This is a genomic window from Sphingobium sp. SCG-1 (assembly GCF_002953135.1).
Lineage (GTDB): Bacteria > Pseudomonadota > Alphaproteobacteria > Sphingomonadales > Sphingomonadaceae > Sphingobium.
Genome location: NZ_CP026372.1, coordinates 1,101,386 through 1,120,112, shown reverse-complemented (window position 1 = coordinate 1,120,112; position 18,727 = coordinate 1,101,386). Strand labels below are relative to the sequence as shown.

At 60.1% G+C, this 18,727-nt stretch carries 13 protein-coding genes; all 13 read right to left on the bottom strand.

Annotated elements, in window-relative coordinates:
- Positions 1 to 15 precede the first annotated feature (15 nt).
- Positions 16 to 1,554 carry a DNA sulfur modification protein DndB gene (locus C1T17_RS05105; RefSeq protein WP_104952511.1) on the bottom strand — a complete coding sequence of 513 codons (1,539 nt, stop codon included), beginning with the start codon at positions 1,552 to 1,554 and terminating at the stop codon, positions 16 to 18.
- A 329-nt stretch (positions 1,555 to 1,883) separates the two neighbouring features.
- Positions 1,884 to 2,378: a very short patch repair endonuclease gene (locus tag C1T17_RS05100; protein WP_223262810.1), complete on the bottom strand. Its 495-nt coding sequence runs from the start codon at positions 2,376 to 2,378 to the stop codon at positions 1,884 to 1,886.
- Positions 2,375 to 3,484, bottom strand: coding sequence for a protein NO VEIN domain-containing protein (locus C1T17_RS05095; protein WP_104952509.1), 1,110 nt, complete (start codon positions 3,482 to 3,484; stop codon positions 2,375 to 2,377). The genes C1T17_RS05100 and C1T17_RS05095 overlap by 4 nt, the downstream gene beginning before the upstream one ends.
- Positions 3,481 to 5,133, bottom strand: coding sequence for a DUF2357 domain-containing protein (locus tag C1T17_RS05090; protein WP_104952508.1), 1,653 nt, complete (start codon positions 5,131 to 5,133; stop codon positions 3,481 to 3,483). The genes C1T17_RS05095 and C1T17_RS05090 overlap by 4 nt, the downstream gene beginning before the upstream one ends.
- Entirely contained in the window at positions 5,130 to 6,779 is a 1,650-nt protein-coding gene (locus C1T17_RS05085) for an McrB family protein (RefSeq protein WP_104952507.1), read from the bottom strand. The genes C1T17_RS05090 and C1T17_RS05085 overlap by 4 nt, the downstream gene beginning before the upstream one ends.
- Positions 6,748 to 8,250: a DNA cytosine methyltransferase gene (locus tag C1T17_RS05080; RefSeq protein ID WP_104952506.1), complete on the bottom strand. Its 1,503-nt coding sequence runs from the start codon at positions 8,248 to 8,250 to the stop codon at positions 6,748 to 6,750. Before C1T17_RS05080 ends, C1T17_RS05085 begins: the two co-directional genes overlap by 32 nt.
- A 390-nt stretch (positions 8,251 to 8,640) precedes the next feature.
- A complete protein-coding gene (locus C1T17_RS05075; RefSeq protein ID WP_223262809.1) occupies positions 8,641 to 10,368 on the bottom strand; it encodes a UvrD-helicase domain-containing protein in 1,728 nt (575 codons plus the stop codon).
- Entirely contained in the window at positions 10,361 to 12,451 is a 2,091-nt protein-coding gene (locus tag C1T17_RS05070) for an AAA family ATPase (protein WP_104952504.1), read from the bottom strand. Before C1T17_RS05070 ends, C1T17_RS05075 begins: the two co-directional genes overlap by 8 nt.
- Positions 12,452 to 12,673: 222 nt before the next feature.
- Complete coding sequence (locus C1T17_RS21570; RefSeq protein WP_223262808.1) at positions 12,674 to 13,465, bottom strand: hypothetical protein; 792 nt, start codon at positions 13,463 to 13,465, stop codon at positions 12,674 to 12,676.
- Positions 13,419 to 14,294, bottom strand: a complete 876-nt coding sequence (locus C1T17_RS21565; protein WP_223262807.1) for a DEAD/DEAH box helicase family protein — start codon at positions 14,292 to 14,294, stop codon at positions 13,419 to 13,421. The genes C1T17_RS21570 and C1T17_RS21565 overlap by 47 nt, the downstream gene beginning before the upstream one ends.
- 37 nt (positions 14,295 to 14,331) lie before the next feature.
- Positions 14,332 to 15,408: a DUF2235 domain-containing protein gene (locus C1T17_RS05055; protein WP_104952502.1), complete on the bottom strand. Its 1,077-nt coding sequence runs from the start codon at positions 15,406 to 15,408 to the stop codon at positions 14,332 to 14,334.
- A gap of 12 nt (positions 15,409 to 15,420) precedes the next feature.
- Positions 15,421 to 16,737: a hypothetical protein gene (locus C1T17_RS05050; protein WP_104952501.1), complete on the bottom strand. Its 1,317-nt coding sequence runs from the start codon at positions 16,735 to 16,737 to the stop codon at positions 15,421 to 15,423.
- Entirely contained in the window at positions 16,730 to 18,505 is a 1,776-nt protein-coding gene (locus C1T17_RS05045; RefSeq protein WP_223262806.1) for a hypothetical protein, read from the bottom strand. The genes C1T17_RS05050 and C1T17_RS05045 overlap by 8 nt, the downstream gene beginning before the upstream one ends.
- Between the last annotated feature and the right edge of the window lie 222 nt (positions 18,506 to 18,727).

Here is an 18,727-nt window from a genome sequence, read left to right as displayed (position 1 = left end):
GGCCGGTCTTATGATTCAGCTCACTTCGTCCAGCGTGGAAGCTTCGGACTCCATCACTTCCTCAAGCAGCTTCCGCATGGCGAGATCCTCCTGAAGCTTCGCGAGCGCCTTTCGCTTGGGCAGGCCGAGTTTGAAACGGATCATGTCGCCCACGTGACGTATAATGTCGTTGTGCTTCGGACCGAACCGCATCAGGCCACTGGTCGCGTCGTAGTTTCCAAGATCGAGATTGATACCTGCTTCCTCTGGGGTCACCGCGTCTGCCATGCCAGGACAGAAGCTATCTTTCTCGTCCTGACTCATTTCAAAGTATCGCCACATCGGATTCACGTGCGAGAAGTCGATGTCTCCATCCTCGATGGCGGCTACCAAACGCTCGAGGTGTTCCGAATCCTGATCGCGGCCGTAGGAGAAATCGTACACCAGCTTCGCGATCGATTTTAGGACCGCTGGCTGAGCTGCAACCGTATTCTTCTTCGCACCTGCTACACCCCAGTTCGGGATCTGGGCGATCGCCTCCCAGAAGCGAGTGCCATATTCTTCCTTCGCGTTGATGTCGGCGGGCGTTGCGCCGTTAATCGTCGTCTTGTTAAGGAACAGCAGTGCGTTGATCGCGACTAGGTCCTTTCGCGCAATCACACCCTCATCCTTGGCCCAGTCACCGGCGTTATCCGAGTCCACTACGGTTGCAGTGAGAATCCCGTCGCCGATCAGGCGCTCCTTAATGAAGCGATTGACCGGATTCGAATTGTCGAACTCGTAGGCAAGGCCACCTTCAACGGTTTTGCCGAGGTTGTTCAAATCGTGGAAAAGCTGGCGCTCCTGATCAATATCGAGGCCGAGATGAGCCTCCACCACGATTGAGCAGTCAGAACGAGCGATTTCAAATGCCGTCGCCCAGACCTTTGCTTCGTCGGCGGTGGGTTCGCGCCGTGGGTCGTCAGCCGGGACGTAGAGCACCGGCTTACGGGGATAGCGGTTGTTGTTCACGACCGACTTCAGGAACTCAAAGACCATGTCCATCGCGTACCGGCGGTGCTGCCCGTCAATGATCCAGAGAACATGCTTGTCCGAAAGATAGACGGTAATCACTCCGCCATTTTTCTCGAATCGGAGACCATCGCCCCCGAACTTGCAGTTGCGGATGTTGGCAGTGACGGGCTGCATCGAGATGTAAGGCTGGGACCCGATTTCACGCTGAAGACGCTGGAGAGTGGCCGGCACCGGGTGGCCGGACTTTTCGAGCGACCGGCGCGCTGTGTCGAGCAATCCCTTCAGGATGAAGATCGCAAGCTTCTTGGCATGTCCTTCGTCAAGTCGGCGCTGTGCGACAGGCTGGTCATTATATGCCGGTACCGCAGACAGATTTTGCTTATTCGCAACCTCAGAAATCTCGTAAAACGTTGCCATGGGCACACTGAAAATCAGCGTGCGGTTGCCCATGTTTGAGCCGACCAGGACATTAAACGGCCGGCCGGTGTGGTCTCCAGCATCAATGAGAGAGTCGAGGCTGTTGGTGACAGTCGCGGCGCTGTCAGCTATATCGGTAATCATCGCTAATTCCTTCTCGTCACGGGGATGGGTAGCGGTATGCGCGACCGGCGGTTTTCCAGACACTTCCGGTCGCGCAACACCTCAGCGAGAGTCGGAGTCAGCCGCTCTCGCAATCCGATAATCTATGGATGCTGTGCCACAGCATGCTTCCTCCTTCTCGCCACGGGCGGGATCGACTCTTGCCGCCTGCGGTTTTCCAGACACTTCCAGCGGCGTTGATTTGGTAGAGTGATTCCCATCCAGGCGTCAAGGGTTTTTGCCCTGGCTGATCAATTAAATACCCTGGGCGTTTCAATATCATCCCTGGTGGCTTTTAGATGGAATTTAAATTAAGGGGTGTCAGGAGGCTCTGAAGTGACCTGACAGTGACCACTGGTGCCTCGGATAAAGTCAGCGCAGGTCTCGAAAACCATTTGCGGTGCGAGCCGATTTCGCCCGCGTATCGAGCACTCCCACACAATCATCGTCCGCCAGTTCTGGTCGTGAAGCGCGGACAGGCTACGTCGATCCCGAGCCATGTTCGCCGAGATCTTTGATTCCCAGAATTCGGTGCGCGTCGCGGGCAAGCGGAACAGGCTGCACGCGTGACCGTGCCAGAAGCAGCCATTCACAAAAACGACGCAACGGTGCCGGTGGAAAACCAGATCCGGCGAACCTGGAAGCGATTTATCGTGAAGTCGAAATCTTAAGCCGGCGGCGTGCAGAGCTCGCCGAATGACCAACTCAGGTTTGGTATTAGCGCTGCGGATGCGCGACATATTGTAGCGACGCTGATCTGGCGTGTGCGGATCAGGGCGACACGCACGTTGCAATCGCGCTTTCACGCCTGCTCTCCTTCATCCTCCTCGGTCGCGGAAACCGAGAGCTGAATTGGCTCACTCCACCTGAACTGATCCTCATCAACCAGAAAATTCTGCGGTCGGACGCCGGCCGGCAGCGCAGCGAGTGCGGTGAGCAGCGAAGTGGCCCAGCTACCGATATCATTTGCAATCCGCAGCGTTGCGTTTGTGCCATCCCAGCCGGACAGTCGGAACAAGTCATAGTCGCTGCCTTGCGCTGCAGACGAGACTTCCGCGCTTGAAATGTGAAAGGCTCTGGGTCCGGTCGCGGAAGTCGTTTTCACTTCGACCCGCAAAGGGGTGCCATCAGATCGTGTCACGGCAAAATCAAAAGGACTGACCGCATCCTCGTCGGCTATCCATCGCCAGTCCCTGATCCGCCCTTCGACCTCCTGAAGGCTGAGCCAATGCGCGACAAGTGCCTCGCCTTCAAACCCAATTTCACCAGCGCGAGCGCGGGCTTTTGCCAGTTCATCGCGGCTTACCTTGCGTCGCGCGGCAATACGCGCCGCTGCGGTTGCATCGCCGTCAGCGGCGTCTTCAAGGTCGGCAAGCTCTGCTTGGTCCCAGACTAGCTGACGCGCTGGATGATCGGGCGGTGCGTCCGCAAGCGCTGCAAGCAGGTCGTCAGCAGAAACGGCACGCATATTGGAGCCCGCCAGGGGTGCGAGCTGCTCATACAGGTCGGCGTCGGATTTTGCCGTCGCGGAGACGACGACAAGTGTAACTGCGGTCGGGCTAGGTGAACCGTCAAAACGCAGGAGCGCCAGATCGTCGGGCGCGAGCGTGTTGAAACGCGCCGGCGCAATGTCAGGGTTGTGAACGAATTCGCCATTCAGCCGCCAATTCTTTGCCTCCTTCGCAATGCTGCGTGAGAGGCGCATTTCTTCCGCGGCGTCGGGCCCCCAGATCGACAGTCGAACCGGAATTACTGCCTTGTGCTGCATTTCGCCGAGAGCCGGGTAGAACTGGTCGACGAGTACGGACTTATTGAGGTTCAGCGACTTTTGATTGCCGGCATTGACCTGCCGGAACTGCGGTTCGAAAAACGTCAGGTCAGATCGTTTGAGCAGTTTGACGGCGAGCTTCATTGCGCATGTTCCGTAGCGGTCGCGTCTGCGATCATCGCATCGAGCGCAGCTTGGATTTCGCCCATAGCCATACCGGGCTGGAGAGTCACTGCGCCGAACCGAAACCGCCGCCGGTAATCAGGATGAAACAGCCGTCCGGGCAATCGGGTCTGTCGCCATTCGGGCGAAAGGAACGGCGCGTCGGGCGCCAGCAGATAGGCGGCGGTCACGGCTCCTTCGATCCCCGCATCATGTCCCCGCACTATCGCATCGCGGTACATATGCGCGCTGCTCAGGGCATCATTGAGCCCTCCACCGATTCGATATTTCGCGTCGATCACTATCAGGCGTAAAGTCCCCTCGTTCTTAGCTGTAGGGCGCTGCTCAATGACGATATCGGGCTGCATGTCGCGGCTGAAGCTTCCAATGCCGTCGGCCTCGCGCCAATACTCGCGATAGCGGCGCTGGAAACATAGGGTGAGACCTGTGCCGTCAATCGGCACGCTGACCGCATTGGCGGCAATCGTAAGTCCAGACGCATCTGCCAGAAATAGTGTCTGCATATTGGCAGCGCCGATCTTCTCACGCTCTGCGGCGGCGCGTAGCAGGCGTAGGAAGCACCAGAGCTCGTAGAGATCAAAGGTGCGGGCGAGCGGCATGTCGAGAAAGTCTCCGAAGAGACTGGCGATTCCGAGCGACATGTCGCGATAGAGACGTTGAAACCGCCGATACTTTGGATCGCCCTGCCAGACCGCTGATGCCGTCACTCGCGGCTGTGCCTCGCCAACGCTCTCAAATAACGGCAGCGCAATCAGACCGTCGAGCCTGTGAGCAAGGCGGCGCAAACGCCGTGGCCAACCGTGCGCGACAGCATCCGGGGAGGCGGCGGCGGATGCGACCGCGGTCGCCGCAGCTGCGAGCCAGCCTGACCAGAGGCGAAGGCAGGCCTTCATCTCCCGATGCTCGCGCCGATCAAGGCTCGACCGCCGAACGCGTTTGACGATCCTCTGGGGTAATCGTCCGGCAAGCCCAGGATGGAGCGGAGTTGCGGGGTGCACAGCGACTATTCTTCCGGAGCGGAATGACTTCAGGATTTCGGCACCAGTGGCGCCGGCCGCCTGATGCAGGGCAACTACGCGCTCCTCCGCGCGCAATTCGCGGCGCGGCGCTGCGTCGATGGCCTCGACGATTCGGACGATCTCGGCGATCCTGCTGCGCAGGAACTGAAGTCGCGCGATCGGTGGGGGGCGGCGCCCGTCGCCCCGGGCGACACTCTTATGAAATGCCGAGAGCGAAAACAGCGCAAAACTGTCTTCCAGGATCTCGCGAACCATGGTGTCGAAGGCATCGCGGGTCAGCTTGTGCTGGGCGGGGTCGAGCAGCACATCGAATGTCGCCCGACGACTGCCAATCCGCAGCTGGCACTCCACCGAGCCAGCATGAAATCCGGGGGACCAGCGCCAACGGGCCGTGGACGCGTCGCGTGTCCGCAGCGCCTCAAGCGCTACGTCATCAATGAACAGGTCGGCGTCACCGGCGCCTGGAGTGTCGACCAGCTCGAACAGACAATCGCTAGCCTCAACGAGCGAGCCGGAGGGAATCAATTCAGGATCGGGCCAGATGCGCCAGCCACTGCCTGACGCAGCGTTGCGGACGCGTAGTTCGCTCATCGTGCGTTCTGGAACGTGCCGAGTTCCTCGAGCTCGGCGGCAAGCTTCGTCAATAGCGTCTGCGCCTGGGGTGCCAGCGGGAGCGCTGCCTTGAGCTGCAACAGCATGTCGCGCTGCGCGTCGCCGCCGCGAAGGCGCACAAGTGCCTTCTGGACCAAAAGGTCGTCGATCACGGAATCGGATGCTGTGCCGAGCTGTTCGGTAGCGAAGGAATGGTAACGGACGAACTCCTCGGCGAGACGGTATCCGAACCCGAGTCCGTGCGGCGCCAGAAGCTTGTTCACTGATCCAAGGATTGCCGCACAGGCCTGGGTCGAAGAGGCAAGCGCCGGCTCGCGTGCGTCAAGGGCCGCGAAGAAGCGATCAAGGTCGGTTGCCGACATGTCGATTACCACGGCTCGATCGAGCACCTTGTCGCTGAGCGGGCTGGTCGTCTCGTCGACATTTATCGTGCCGATAAGAAAGAGGTTCGATGGATAGGCAAGTCGGGGAGGAATTTCGCCGCCTGTGCTGCCTTCGAGCGGAAGACTGCTTGAGTGGAGTGCGATGGGATGTCGGCTTTCGACGCTGCTCAGAATGTCGGCGAGGTAGTATTCCACCCGTGCCAGATTCATTTCGTCGAGGACGACAAACACCGGTGCGTCTGGAAAAGCCGTTGCGAGCAGCATCGCTTCAAGAAACGGCGGAACCACGTATCGGTTCTGAAGGACATCGAAATAGCCGGTGAGGCCGGTTGGATCCGTCCATTCCGGGCGAACCGGGCAGATGAACAGAAGCGGGTCTGGACCGTCCGGCGTCGCGATCCCGTGCACGGCGCGGGAGTAGTGGCGTGCCAGCAGAGTTTTGCCCGTGCCTGAGACGCCAGGCAGGATGACAAAGTGCTTGTCGGGCAGATGATTAAGGCCAGCGTGAAAGCGATCAATCAGCGCATCCGGATAGACCCCGCCAAGGGTCGCGATGCCGGCACGAATTTCGGCAATCGGAATTGTGTGGGGCATGCGACGCATCGCCTCGCTGACTGCTGAGGCATCTTCCCAGACACGAATTTCGTGAACTTTTTCCCGCCCAACAAATCGAGCGAGATAACCAATGAACTCTCGCGCGAGCATACTGCGTTGCACCGAGGCGGCAGGCGGCCAGAGCGCCACATTGATACGGTCAACCGGTATTGGCGCGCCCAACGAGGAGCGGTCTTCGGGGAGCGTGTCCCAGAAACCCTGATTGCGTAGATAGAAATTGCCGTCGTCAGCCAGCACAACGACCGTATTGTTGTTGCGTGCGGCATAGGATTGGCCGGGCTCGTCACTCGCCTCATCCGCTTTCTCCGGCTGCGGAGCAGATCCACCTCCCGCTCCCTTCTCCTTCATTTCAGCGAGCCGGGCAGCCATCACCGCACCTCCAGAGCGGACATAGGCCGTGAAGTAGACCTCGTCGGCTGGAGGGAAGATCATCGTGCAGGCAAAGGCAAAGCCATCTACATCAGACGCGACATTGTCGAGATTAACGACGCCGAGCTGCAATCCCCCCGGAATCACCTTTGCACTATTCGACACCCCGAACAGCTTGTGAAATTTTGTTTTCGGCGTGACGAGCGAATCTGCTCGCGAGGCCGCCTCAAACTGCCGCCGCCGCTCCGATAGGCTCATCAAGCTGATTCCTCACTGCCCTCTCCAGGGTCTCCTGAATTTTCAATGCCACTGCCCGCGCCAGCAGCGGCGGAACGGCATTCCCAATCTGCTTGAACGCCGGGTTCATCGTGCCGGCGAATTTGAAGCCATCGGGGAATGACTGTAGTCGTGCGGCCTCTCGCACTGAGATCGTGCGGGCTTGAGCGCTGTCGTAATGGATGTGGCTGTAACTATCCTTGCCGAGGTGAGCCATTAGCGTTCGCGCGGGCAAATCTGGCTCCATTTTACGCCACTTGTTCGGGAATTTGCTGACATCATAGGGTGGCACTATCGATGCCCGTAGAGCCTCCCACGCTTTACTTCCGGACCGGATCGCGCTTCCGGTCTTTGATCGAAGCTCGGTCAGCGCTTCATCGAACATCTTCAATGCATGTGCATGCGCTTCGGGGTACTGGTCGCCTGCGTTCATTCTGGCGAACAGCTTCCAGTCACGCGGCAGATAGCGGATCACATGGTCGCTGATCCCGACACGGGATTCAAAGCCCGGCCATTCGCGCATAAGCTTCGCGAAGCCCACCGGTTTGGAGGTCGGATACCGCTGAATCTCGTCAAAGCGACGGGCCCCACGCTTTAATTTTCCCACCAGATGGTCGGTCATCTTCGGAAGATCGCTGAGCGCTGTGGCTGCAGTTACTGCAGACGGCAAGCCGGGATTGGCTGCCGGGGGAGTATGATAACTGTGCGCACGGTCTGCGAGATGTGCCTTGCTCAGGAGCTTGAGCGCTACTTGACGACTTCCGGTATAGCCGGGCGGAAGCTTTACGAAGTGGGTGGGCGCCGGAAACTCCACTTCGACATCTAGTTCTTCGCGATAGGCTATCAGGATCATCCGCTCGCGCATCTGTGGCACGCCATAGAACGACGCGTTGAGGAGCGTGTAACCGGCGATGTAACCCTTGTCGCGGAGCACTTCGCACGTCTCCTCGGCGATGTTCTGTCCCCCGTGATTGAGTGCATCCGGGACGTTTTCCATGAGCAATGCAAGGGGCCGGAATGCGTCGACGTAGTGCAGGTACTCAAGATAGAGTTGAGCACGGGGATCGTGCATGAATGCTTCGGGATGCTCGTCAATCTCGCGCAGCTTGGAACGGCCAACTCGCGCAAAGGCCTGACAGGGCGGCCCGCCAACTATGACGTCAATTGCGGCGCTTACGGGCCCCAGATCCAGCTCACGAGCAAGCTGCTCCGGGCTGGTGTTGGTTATGTCCCGCGCCAGTGCATGGCGCGGGTCACCGGGATGGAAATTCTCCCCATGTGAGCGAGCTGCCTCACGGTCGAACTCAACGGCAGCGGCGATTTCGAACCCTGCGGCCCGGAAACCAAGCGAGAGCCCGCCACAACCCGCAAATAGATCCAAGACACGGGGCGATGCGCCTGAACGCAAACGCTCGATCTTTGTAAGCACGGCACGACGGTCAAAGATACTCATCGCTCGCTCCCGGCCGCAAAGAATTCACCTTGAACATCAAAACCTTCTCGATCCAGGTGCTCTCGCACGAGACGGGCGATAAGCGTCGACTTCTTGTGACCGCGCGCCTCACAGAAGCGCTCAAAGCGTTCCGCTTCGGGTCGATTTAGTAGAACCTGGATACGAATTGGATATGCCACCGCGACTGCTCCTGAACCGACGGCACCATCGCGGACTTCGAGTTGCCACACAAGTGTGTATTTCTGTGTTATTTTGCGGCAGTCAAGATGACCCGCTTGATAATTTCCCTCTCCCAAAATTGCGACGTTTAGCCACGCCTTCGGCTTCGGCCACTTTCGTCGGCGAGGCCTAGCCCCCTCTAGCAATGGGCATTCCCCAGCCGTTTGCATGTCAGAGCGGTAGTGTTTCGATATTATCGATGCCGAACCAAGCCGTCAGTGTGCCTTGCGCCGCGTCGGATACAAGCTGCGTGAACAGCACCGCGAGTCGCCGCTTTGGTCGCGAGCACGCAACGTAGAAAAGATTACGGTTGCGCTCGTAAGCGCCTCGGCGCCCGGCCGGAATCGCCGGCGCGGATGCTAGCTCAAGCATTTCGTTGAAGTTGTACATGTTCCAGCCCCGACCGACGATCACCAGGACGTTCTCGAATTCGGCGCCCTTCACGCCATGCTTGGTTTCGAACGGCGACGAGCCGTCCAAATAGCGCCGAAGCGCCTGAATCTCAGAATAGCTGATGGCACGGAGGTTTTCGATCTCAGCGAGCAGAGCAGGCATCTGCTCGCCGGCATCGCGGTCGAAAGCCGCCAACTCGCGCTCGCGATCTGAAATGACATCGGGTAAGCGCGGACGCCGCGTTGCTGCGAGATGGTCGATGACATCACCGACCGTGCCGGTGGCCCGGATTGCAACTAGCGCGGCCATCGCGTTGGCCCACCCCGCCTTGTCGGCCGGGCGGCGCAGATGCGGCACGCTCCCGCCGAGCGCTTCGAACATGCGACCGAACTGACGCGCTACGTAGGCATCGCAGGCCGGCTCCAGCACATCGACGAAGAAGGAGATGTAAGGATTTTCCTTGTTCGTGAACGCGTCGTTGAAGCGGAAAACGCCGGGAAGACTGGCATAGCCTTGCTCGGTCGCGAGCACACGATGTGTAAGCATCAGGATTTTGGTGTGTTGCGGTGTGATCGTCCAACCGTCGGCCTCGAGTTGCGCTCGAGTCATCTCCAGCGCTTGGCTCGCCACTTCCGCGGGCAGGTCACCGCGCCAATGCGCTTCGGTGCGGCGCTGCCCGGCCCAACCATTGGTCAGGAAAACGCGCGCCTCGCCTGGTAGTTCAGGTTTTTCGACGAACTGTGGGAGCGCTGGCCGCATCATATTGAGCACGTCGACCACGGGCTGGACCGAACGGAAGTTGGCGCCTTTTCCGATTTCCTCGACCGCCTCGTGCGCCAATTCGCCGCATCCAGTGCCGTAGACTTTTTGCCAATGATCGCCGAAGAAACCGAACAAAGGTGAGCCCTCGACACCCAGAAAATGCTGCTTGATTGCCTCGACCCATGCCGCGTCGGTATCCTGATATTCGTCGATGAGTATGACTGGAAAGCGCTGCGCGATCAGGCGACGGAACTTGGGCTGCTCCATGAGTGAGATGGTCAGCGGTAGGACGTCATCATGGCCAAGTGAGATGGCCGTGTCGCGCACCGAACGGTGGCCGAGACTATAATCGATCGTGCGGTTGCCGATGCCGCCGGCCTCTTCGAGCCGCTCTTGCCACACTGGCATTGCAGCGACCAGTTCGCGCAACTGGCGCTGGAATCCGCCGATCAGGCTCCAGCAAAAGCCGTGATTGGTATCGCAATATATGATCGGATGACGGTCGATCCGCGCCTCGATCTCGTCGCGCGCGACATTGGTATAGGTGATGCACGCGATCTGTTGGCCGCGCCGTGGCATTTCGCGCCGGTGCTTTCCGATCAGATATTCGAGCGCCTTTATCAGCGAGTAGGTCTTGCCGGCGCCAGCGCCGGCCTCGAGCCGAAAACTGCGACCCTCAGCCAGGGCGGCATAGACGCGCTCAAGCGCGATGCGGCTGGCTTCCTCGGCGGGTGTCTCAGGCACCGGCAGCCGCTCCGTCCTCGGGTGCGGCTTCGACATTGGCTTCGGCTTCAGCCGCCACCGCGATCGCAACAGCGAGTACGGGATCGGTGGGCGGCACATCCTCGTGGGCGAGCCAGCGGATTCCGTCTGTCAGGTATTTTGGCGCGCCCCAGTCTTCGTCCTCGATCGCGTAGGTGAGCGCGAAGTCGGACTTCTTGAAGGTCGCAGCCTTGGCCCGCGCAGCGATCTCCAGCGCGTGCGTGTCGGCACCGGCAACGCCGAACTTGGCTGCGTTAGCGAGGATAAACGCATCTTCGAAGGTCCGGCCGCATGGTCCGCCAAGTATTTCGGGACACTGATAGGCGATACGGCTGCATCCCTTGCGTTTTGCGTCGTCAGGTTTCGCCGCGATGACGGCGAGCGTCAGCGGGTCGTCGTCGAACCAGCTCTTGATGCAGGCATTGCTCGTCGCGGTGCCGAGATGGACGGCGCAGGCTTCGCCGCCGTTGACCAGCGTTGAATCAAGATCGGTGATGATCAGCGTGCGCAGCTCCAAAAATTCGAGAAGATCGACGAACCGATGCGCGTAAGCGCCGCCGACTTCGATGATCGAAGTATATTGCGTCGACAGCTTTGGCGCCTCTGGCTCGGCCAGCTCGAACTTGCGGGTGATGCCGGGAAGCATCAGCCGTTCGCTGAGGCCTTCGACCAGGATGGCTTTGTCGGCAAAGAACAAGTCGCAGCGGGTCAGGGTCATATACTGGTGGAGGAAGCGCTTTTCGGGCTCCGGTTTATCGGCGAGACCCCTGCGGAGGTCCTTGATTCGCGTCTGGCGAACGCCAGCCGGGGCATCAGGCGCTGCAACAGCCAGAAAGTAGCGGATGCTCTCGAAGCCCGCCGCGTTGGCGATGTGCGATGAATGGGTGGAGACGACGAACTGTACAGGCCAAGTCACATCATCTTCGGTCCCGTCGACGAGCTGCTTGGCGATGTTGGCGAGTTGTCGGATGAAGACTTCCTGCATCTGCGGGTGGAGATGCGCTTCGGGCTCTTCGATGAAGACGAGATGGACGCCGGCGGCGACCGGCTCGGCGCGATAGGCTTTGTAGAAGCCGACGAGCTGAAGCAGGATGAAGATGAGGTTGCGGACGCCGAGGCCGTTATAAGATTCGGGCAGCGGCACGCCACCGAAACCGGCGTAGCGGACTTTGGTAAAATTAGAGAGCAGCCGCTTCACGTCGAGTATCGTTTCGGTCTGGAGGTCCTGACCACCTAGACCCGGGTAGCCGAAGCTTTTGAGCGTTGGCAGCAGCTTCGAAAGCTGGCCGGCAAAATTCTGGTCGAGCTGCGTCTGGATATCCTGAACCGCAGTCGTCAGCGCGTCGGCGATCGCCTTGTCGCCCTCATCGGCCGCCTCTGAGCTTGCCATGCTAAACATACTCTCCAGCACCTTCGCGAGCACGTCGGACTCGCGCGATGTCACATCGTCGAGCCCGCGCTGCGCGTTGATGAAGCCCGTCTTGACGAGGTGCTTCAGTGATCCGGGCTGCATAACGCGAACGTTGGTCGCGTCGTTCGGGTCTTCGGCACGGATCGTCATGGAATAATGTTGAGACACGCGCTCGCGGAGCAATCGGAAAAAGGCAATGCGGGTTTCGTCTGTAAGGGCTTCGACCGACGCGCCTTCGAACAAGGCGGCGATCGCTCCATCCTTCAGCTCGTACCGGATGACGACCAGCACGTGCTGGCAATCGGGATCGAGATCGACGACGAAGGGAGCGAGCGGCCCGAATTCGGGCTGGTCGATGTCATAGTTCAGCCGAATGCGTAGCTCGATCGCAGGAAGCAGCGTACGCACGGCCTCGTCGCCGGTGCCGGCGTTCCGCGCATCTAGCGCGGCACAAAAGCCAGAATAGCTCGCGCTAGAGAAATCCTCCAATTGGAAGCTGGCGTTGCTGTCGGTCAGCAGCCGCTTCATGATCTCGGATAGCGACGTCTTGCCGCTGTTGTTCCGCCCAACGATGACGGTGGTCAGGCCCTCCAGCGCGAGCGCCGCGTCGGCGAGCAAACGGAAATTTCGAATTTCAGCAGATTCGATGCGCATCCTTGCCCCCCAAACCGATTCATGCCTTCTCGGAGGTTTCGGCTGCTTCTACAGTATATCAGAAGAGCGCTCCGGCGCGAGGCGGTATTGCGATCTCAACCACGATCGGCCTCCTCATCGGCAAAAAGATGAAGATTTTCGTGCTAACTAGAACGCACGATAACACCAGTCCCACGCTGCAGAAGAACCACGTGGCGCATGGTGCTGGCATGCTGCGCTGAACTACGGAGAGGCAACAAACCGAAAACTGGCTTCGGTTGTCTTGCTTAGGAACAACTCAGTCGTCGCCAACAGCTTTAGGGCGTCCCTGCTCACAGTTTGCGCCGAGGCGCCAGGTTGAACGAGGATGACTTCAAAATCGAGCTTGGCGCGCCGCGCCTTTTCCTTGAAGTAGGACAGAGTTTTCATATCGCCCTTCAGGAAGCGCGTCGCGCCCTCGCGCGCCCACAGTTCGTGGCGCCGCTTTAGATCGTGATACAGGGTTTGCACGCCGCCGTGCTTAACGGCGATAGACTTCTGAGCCTGCCCACACACGGTATAAAAGTTGCGGATATCGGCCGATACTCGGCCCTCGTGCGCGCCCTTACAATGAACAAGACAGAGTAGGATTGTCTTCTCGTCCACCTCTTTCAGGCAGACGAGATCGGCTGCTTCGCCGCTGCCGTCGTCATTGAAGATCAGGTCAAAGTCGTCGCGGATCGTCTCGAAGGCGCGATACTGGATGGTCTTGCGGTCACCGGCCTTGTGCATCGATTCTCGGTTGAGCGGCACTCCGGTCCAGTCCCAGGTTTCGATGCGTTCACGCGGATATTCCCCAGCCTCAAGGTTAGTCGGAATGTGATAGCAATTGTAGGAATAGGTGCCATCGACATAGCGGACGATAAAGGGGTCGCTCTCCAGATAATCGACGATTGGAACAGCCGGTGCGCTCGACTTGCGGAACATCAGGGCCGGGCCGGACACATGTTCATGCCGATATCCGCCGGTGATGGTCGCGGATATGATGCGCTTCATCGACGATAAGATCGGAGCAGCCGTCGGCCAGGACCGCGACCGCGCCCGGGTCGCTCGCCTGTAGGCTGTTGGGCAGCGCCACGATGACATTGGCATTGTCGACGATGGTGCGGGCATCGTCTGCCGACCGGACGCCCGCGGTGATCACCGCGACCCGCGGGCCAGCCGTGTCCGCTGGAACCACCCCCGCTTTTGGCAGCACGCCAAGCGAAATGAACTTCTTGGCGATCTGGCGCCGCAATGCGTCGCTCGGCACCAACACGAGTGACCGCTCGAGCCGGCGATAGACTTGGGTCGCAAGCATCGTTTCGGTTTTGCCGGTCCCGGTCGGCAACACCACCGTCGCCGCATCGAACTGGCGTCCGACCGCGAAATGCGCGGAGATCGCATGAAGCGCCCCGATTTGCGGCACGCGCAGGCCCTCAATGCCTTCGTCCGCGTCCTCGATCCGGAAATCGAACTTGTTGACCCAAGCCTTGCGGACCTTGGCCGGCGTGTCGGCCCACTGTTCGAGCATCCCATGGCTATCCCACGTCACTGCGACCGGCGATGGATCGGAAGAGTCAGGGAATGCCTGCGCGGTGACGACCGGCAAGTCGATGTTGATCCGCCGCGCTCCTCTCTGGCGCAACAGCACGATGTCGAACGGCGGCGCCAAATCGCGCAGCTCGATCTGGTCGTGGCCGGGATATTGCGAGTCCGAGATCGAGGCGCGAGACACTGCGCCGCGAAAGGGCTGCTGAATGATCCAGTTTCCGCCGACATTCAGCCTGCGCTCGGGGAGCGGAGGAAGCTCCACCACGCCATGCCATTTCGGGATCAAGCCCATGAACATTTCTCCCCGGCATCACCGCAGCATTTGGGTTTCAGACGCACACCGCATCCGCTGGCAATCGCGCCGAATATCCTGGAATTTCCCACGCGACGCGATGCACCTTGGGTGCAGTCAGCATCTTGCGCCGCCTAAACATATTGCACCGCAGACCGCGCTTGCCGGTTGCATTGTCCCAGTGCGCCTTCGGCGCGAATTCGGCAGGGCGCCAATACCAGGCCATTGACTCGTGCAGCTTCGCGTCGGGCCGCGCCGGTGCATAGCCCGGAGGTCCCTTGCCCAAAATCTCGGCAAGTCGGGGTTCGTCGATGAGAAGGCCGCCTGACCTGGCCTCAATAGCCATCCATTCGAGCGGATATTTGGAGAGGCCGCTCTCGGCTTCGGGATGGCCGCCACCGACGTCGCAATGATCGCCGGGGAACCAGAGCTGCTCAGTATCCTGTCCGCTCGACGCTTGAAACAAATTGGTCCGGAAGAACGCGCGCCGCTCGTCGATCGCAACCGCATGACGGAAGATCGTGATCTGATCGTTGGTGCGCGTGTAGGGAAGGGACACCGGGCTGCCGACCCACCCGACCGAGCTGACCGTATCCCACACGCCGACGAAGTGGGGCGCGCAGTCGGCCATCGCCAAGCTCGCCTTAAACTGATCGGCCTGGTCATAGGCCTTGGCTCGGACTTTACGATCGTCACCGCCCAATCCCCACAGCATCCGAATCGCGTAGGGAACGAGCGCGGCGTTGCCCGGCATTGCGACGCCGTACATCCGGATCAGCGAGGCGAGCGCGCGTACAGTATATGAGCCCCGGCTAAAGCCGAAAAGGAAGAGTCGGTCGCCAGGCCGCCAATGGTTCATGATGAAGACATAGGCGTCGCGTAGATCGTCCCGGATACCGTAGCCGAAGGCAAGGCCGGCGATGCGCGCCGCGCGGTTACCGATCGGCATCGGAAATCCGGGTGCCGCCATCGTTCCCAGCCCTGGATGATAGTAGACCAGCTGGCGCTCGGGATCCTTGACCAAGGCATAAGTGAGCTTGGCGACGTTAGTCAGGTCCTTGGCGAACTCGTTTGACGTCCCATCGCAGCAAACGACAACGTTACGCGGCTCCATGCATCGCTCCTCTCAACTTACGTCGAGCACGGAGTCGTGCCAGAATTTTTCGGGGTCGGGCGTTTGTGTCGTGTGCAGGTTCGAATGCTTGCGGAACTGCTCGACCAGGGTTTCGCGGGGCACCTCGGTCCTGTCTTCCGCATGCCCATGCTTCCCTTCGAGGGTCGACATCAGCGTCGCGAGCCGCTCGGGATCCTCGGCATTTTCCGACTTCTTCTCGAATTGGGCCCAAAGCGATTTCGGCGTTGCGTTGAGGCTGCCATGATGGCCGACCTTATAGAGATCGACCTCGGCGAGCTTCGCCATCCAGGCCTCCTGCTCGAGCGCATAGCCCCAATTCTCGATCTGAGCGTCGCCGGGAAACAGCAAGGATTTCGACCCGATCCGAAACAGCAGAATGAGGCTGGTGTTGTTCAGCGACTTGTCGAGCATCCGCACGATCTGCAGCATCTGCTTGCCGCGCATCCGACGCGCCTTGGAGATCATCCAACGCGTCTGGACCGGAAACTCGCTCTGGATTCGGCCTTGGACATGGTCGGGAAAAAGCGGCGCTGCGCGCGCACCGGTCTCGGCCTGGATCGCGAGCGGCGCGCTGGCGGCAAGATGCCAATATTCACCCGGGTCGCGCGAGCGCTGCTTCTTGATCGCTGCGCGCTGATCGACAGTCGGAGGCCCGAAGACATCCACCTTCACATTCAACAGTTTCGCGAGTGCCGTCGTCTGGCCGGCATGCAGATATTCGGCGCGGCGCTTGGCATGCCCCATCGCCATCAAATTTCTCACTGCCGCGACGTTGGCGATATTGTCCTCGCCGATGAACGAGAGCTCGCTTTTCAGATTCTCGTCGAACCCGCGCAGATATCGGTAATTCCGCTTCGCCTCGGCGACATAGTTCGCCGATACGGATTGCATCGCCCCGAGCGAGCGAATTTCGGCGGCCATGCCCTTGGTACCGTCGGCCCGGGCACTTGCCGTCGCGTCCGTCGCCAGATCGGGATGTTCGGTCCAGGGTTGGATTACGAGATCGGGATCGAGGCCGGCGATGATCGCACCCGAACCGCGTCCCTGCACAGTCGTTGCAAACCCAGAGATATGATCCTGGTGCCGGTGCGTCGCGACAACTGCGGTCAGCTTGCCGCCGCACCGCTCGGCGATATTGCCGGCAATGTCGCTCATCCGAGTTTTGGGCGCTTCAGGTGGCAACTTGGTCGTGCCAAAATCGATCAGGACGTGTTTCTCGCTCTGATCCGCATACAGCACGCTGAGCAGAAAACAGTCGCCGAAGCCGACTTGGTAGGTGCGTACGGTGGCGCTGACCGGCTTAGCCATGATCACGCTCCTTCGCCCCCGGCCGCGACGGCGGCCCGTCGGGGACGGCACCGCCATCGGTGGCCCGTGTCATGTGAAGCAAGGCGAAGCGGCCACGCATATCGACCTGAAGATCGAGCGAACCGCGATCCGACAGATATTGGAGCCGGCGCGCCTGCCATTCGCGGTCGGCGGCTGACTTGTTGAGGTGGTGGGCGATCTGATATTTGACCTGACCATATTCGTCGAAGATCAGCGTCCCGCCGCCGAGAATGCGCAACGGTTTCCATTTGGGTACCCCATCGGGAACGGACACGTTATAGGTGGTCCCCAGTTCCCCTGCGGTCGCGGTCAGACTCTGAACATATTCGACGATCGTCTCGCGCAGAATGAACCCATCGGGCGCTACGCGGATGCTTGGGCGGACCGACTGGATCTCGATATAGCCGACATCGCCGATCTCAAGCGGGACGCGATTTTCCCAGACAAAACGGAAAACCTCCTCACGGTCGCGCAGCATGGAGTCAAAATGCGTCCGGCTATGCACGAAAGTCCGGTCGCAGCGCTTCCAAGTCCCGTCGGATCCGGCATTATGCGACGGCCTGATGCCGTAGCTCGCGAAACTGTCGAGCAGTGCCAAGCGATAGCCATAGCGGTCATCGGGAACCACCTCGCGGTCGATCGTCAGCAGCGCCGAGAGATAGTCCGAGAAGCTGAGATCGACCGGCGGGCAGTAATCGATCGCCCGGATGGCGATCGTCAACAGATGGTCGGCGGCGCGCGCACCTTCTTCAATGACGAGGCTGAGATTCTTCTGCCCCGGGCCGATCGTTCCCAATCGGGAAAGGCGCTGGACCCAAATCGCGAGAAACGCGCGAAGCATGGCCGCAACTACCAGCTCGCCTCGGGCATGTTCCTCAAGAAACTCGGGATCGCTGAGATAGTCGCGTCCTGGAACCAGCTCGACCGAGCGGCGAAGGGCTTGACCGCGAATGCCGGACAAGGCGGTGCCCATCTGCTTGGCAAGACCGAACAGGGCTGACTGGCGCAGGCTCGCTTCCGTCAGGCGCGCTTCATCCACCAAGGGGCTGTCATCATCGCCAGCGATGAGACGCCTGATTGTCTCGGGAAGAGCGAAGATCGAAAGCAACGCGACCACGTCTGCAAAGCCTTCATGGAAGGCCGCTTGGTCCGGCAGCGATGGCTCCATGAATCCCGCGCGCAATCCATCAAGCAGCGCGTGCGTCGTCTCATGCGCGACGATGTCGTGCGACAGGCAGGTGAAGACGGTGTCGTGACCGGCGCCATCGACCTTGGGAACCGCGAAGTACCCAAAGAACAACCCGCGGTCTTCGCGCGAATAAAAGGCATTTGGGTCGGCAAAGGCGTGCGGCGCGATATGAAGCTGGTGGCCGGCACAACCCCAGGGAATGCGGCGACCCAACGCGAACTCGAAGCGGGCGAGAATGCGCATCGAGATGGCATAGGCGTTCTGCGCATGGAAACGCGGATCTGCGAGGAGATCCGCGTCGCTGTGATCCTTGTAGGGATCGTCTTCGTCGGTTAGCGCCGAACCGAGCGTGAGCGGCTGGTAGAGCAGGTTCGCGCTAGCGTCATAGTCGATGACATTTACACGGTAGCCGCACGGGCCGGGCAGGAGTTCCTCGGCAGGGATCTCGACCTGAGCGCGGACCAGGCGCCCGTTGATCAGAACCGCCGGATCCTGCGCCAGGATCGTAAGCCGCCGGATGCTCTTGAGGCTGTGACGCCGATCCTCTGCACTAATCACGCCCCCCTCCCCCCGAGAGTCATCCTTCTACGTCTTACATCGAATATGGCGGGGCGGACATAGAATAACGATCCACCGTGGTCGCAATGGCTTATGCGGAGCGATCCTTAGCCAAGAAGAGAAGCTGATGAAATTGTGCATTGACGGCTGTCGCCAGATTTCATTGCAGAACTGAGCGCGTTGCGGCGCGGATTAGGGCGCTTTCGCGCGTCCGATGTACGG

What these genes read in the sequence shown, in the direction of transcription:
- C1T17_RS05105 (WP_104952511.1), bottom strand. Translation starts at nt 1,554, where the DNA reads ATGATTACCGATATAGCTGACAGCGCCGCGACTGTCACCAACAGCCTC.
- C1T17_RS05095 (WP_104952509.1), bottom strand. Translation starts at nt 3,484, where the DNA reads ATGAAGCTCGCCGTCAAACTGCTCAAACGATCTGACCTGACGTTTTTC.
- C1T17_RS05090 (WP_104952508.1), bottom strand. Translation starts at nt 5,133, where the DNA reads ATGAGCGAACTACGCGTCCGCAACGCTGCGTCAGGCAGTGGCTGGCGC.
- C1T17_RS05085 (WP_104952507.1), bottom strand. Translation starts at nt 6,779, where the DNA reads ATGAGCCTATCGGAGCGGCGGCGGCAGTTTGAGGCGGCCTCGCGAGCA.
- C1T17_RS05080 (WP_104952506.1), bottom strand. Translation starts at nt 8,250, where the DNA reads ATGAGTATCTTTGACCGTCGTGCCGTGCTTACAAAGATCGAGCGTTTG.
- C1T17_RS05070 (WP_104952504.1), bottom strand. Translation starts at nt 12,451, where the DNA reads ATGCGCATCGAATCTGCTGAAATTCGAAATTTCCGTTTGCTCGCCGAC.
- C1T17_RS21570 (WP_223262808.1), bottom strand. Translation starts at nt 13,465, where the DNA reads ATGAAGCGCATCATATCCGCGACCATCACCGGCGGATATCGGCATGAA.
- C1T17_RS21565 (WP_223262807.1), bottom strand. Translation starts at nt 14,294, where the DNA reads ATGGGCTTGATCCCGAAATGGCATGGCGTGGTGGAGCTTCCTCCGCTC.
- C1T17_RS05055 (WP_104952502.1), bottom strand. Translation starts at nt 15,408, where the DNA reads ATGGAGCCGCGTAACGTTGTCGTTTGCTGCGATGGGACGTCAAACGAG.
- C1T17_RS05050 (WP_104952501.1), bottom strand. Translation starts at nt 16,737, where the DNA reads ATGGCTAAGCCGGTCAGCGCCACCGTACGCACCTACCAAGTCGGCTTC.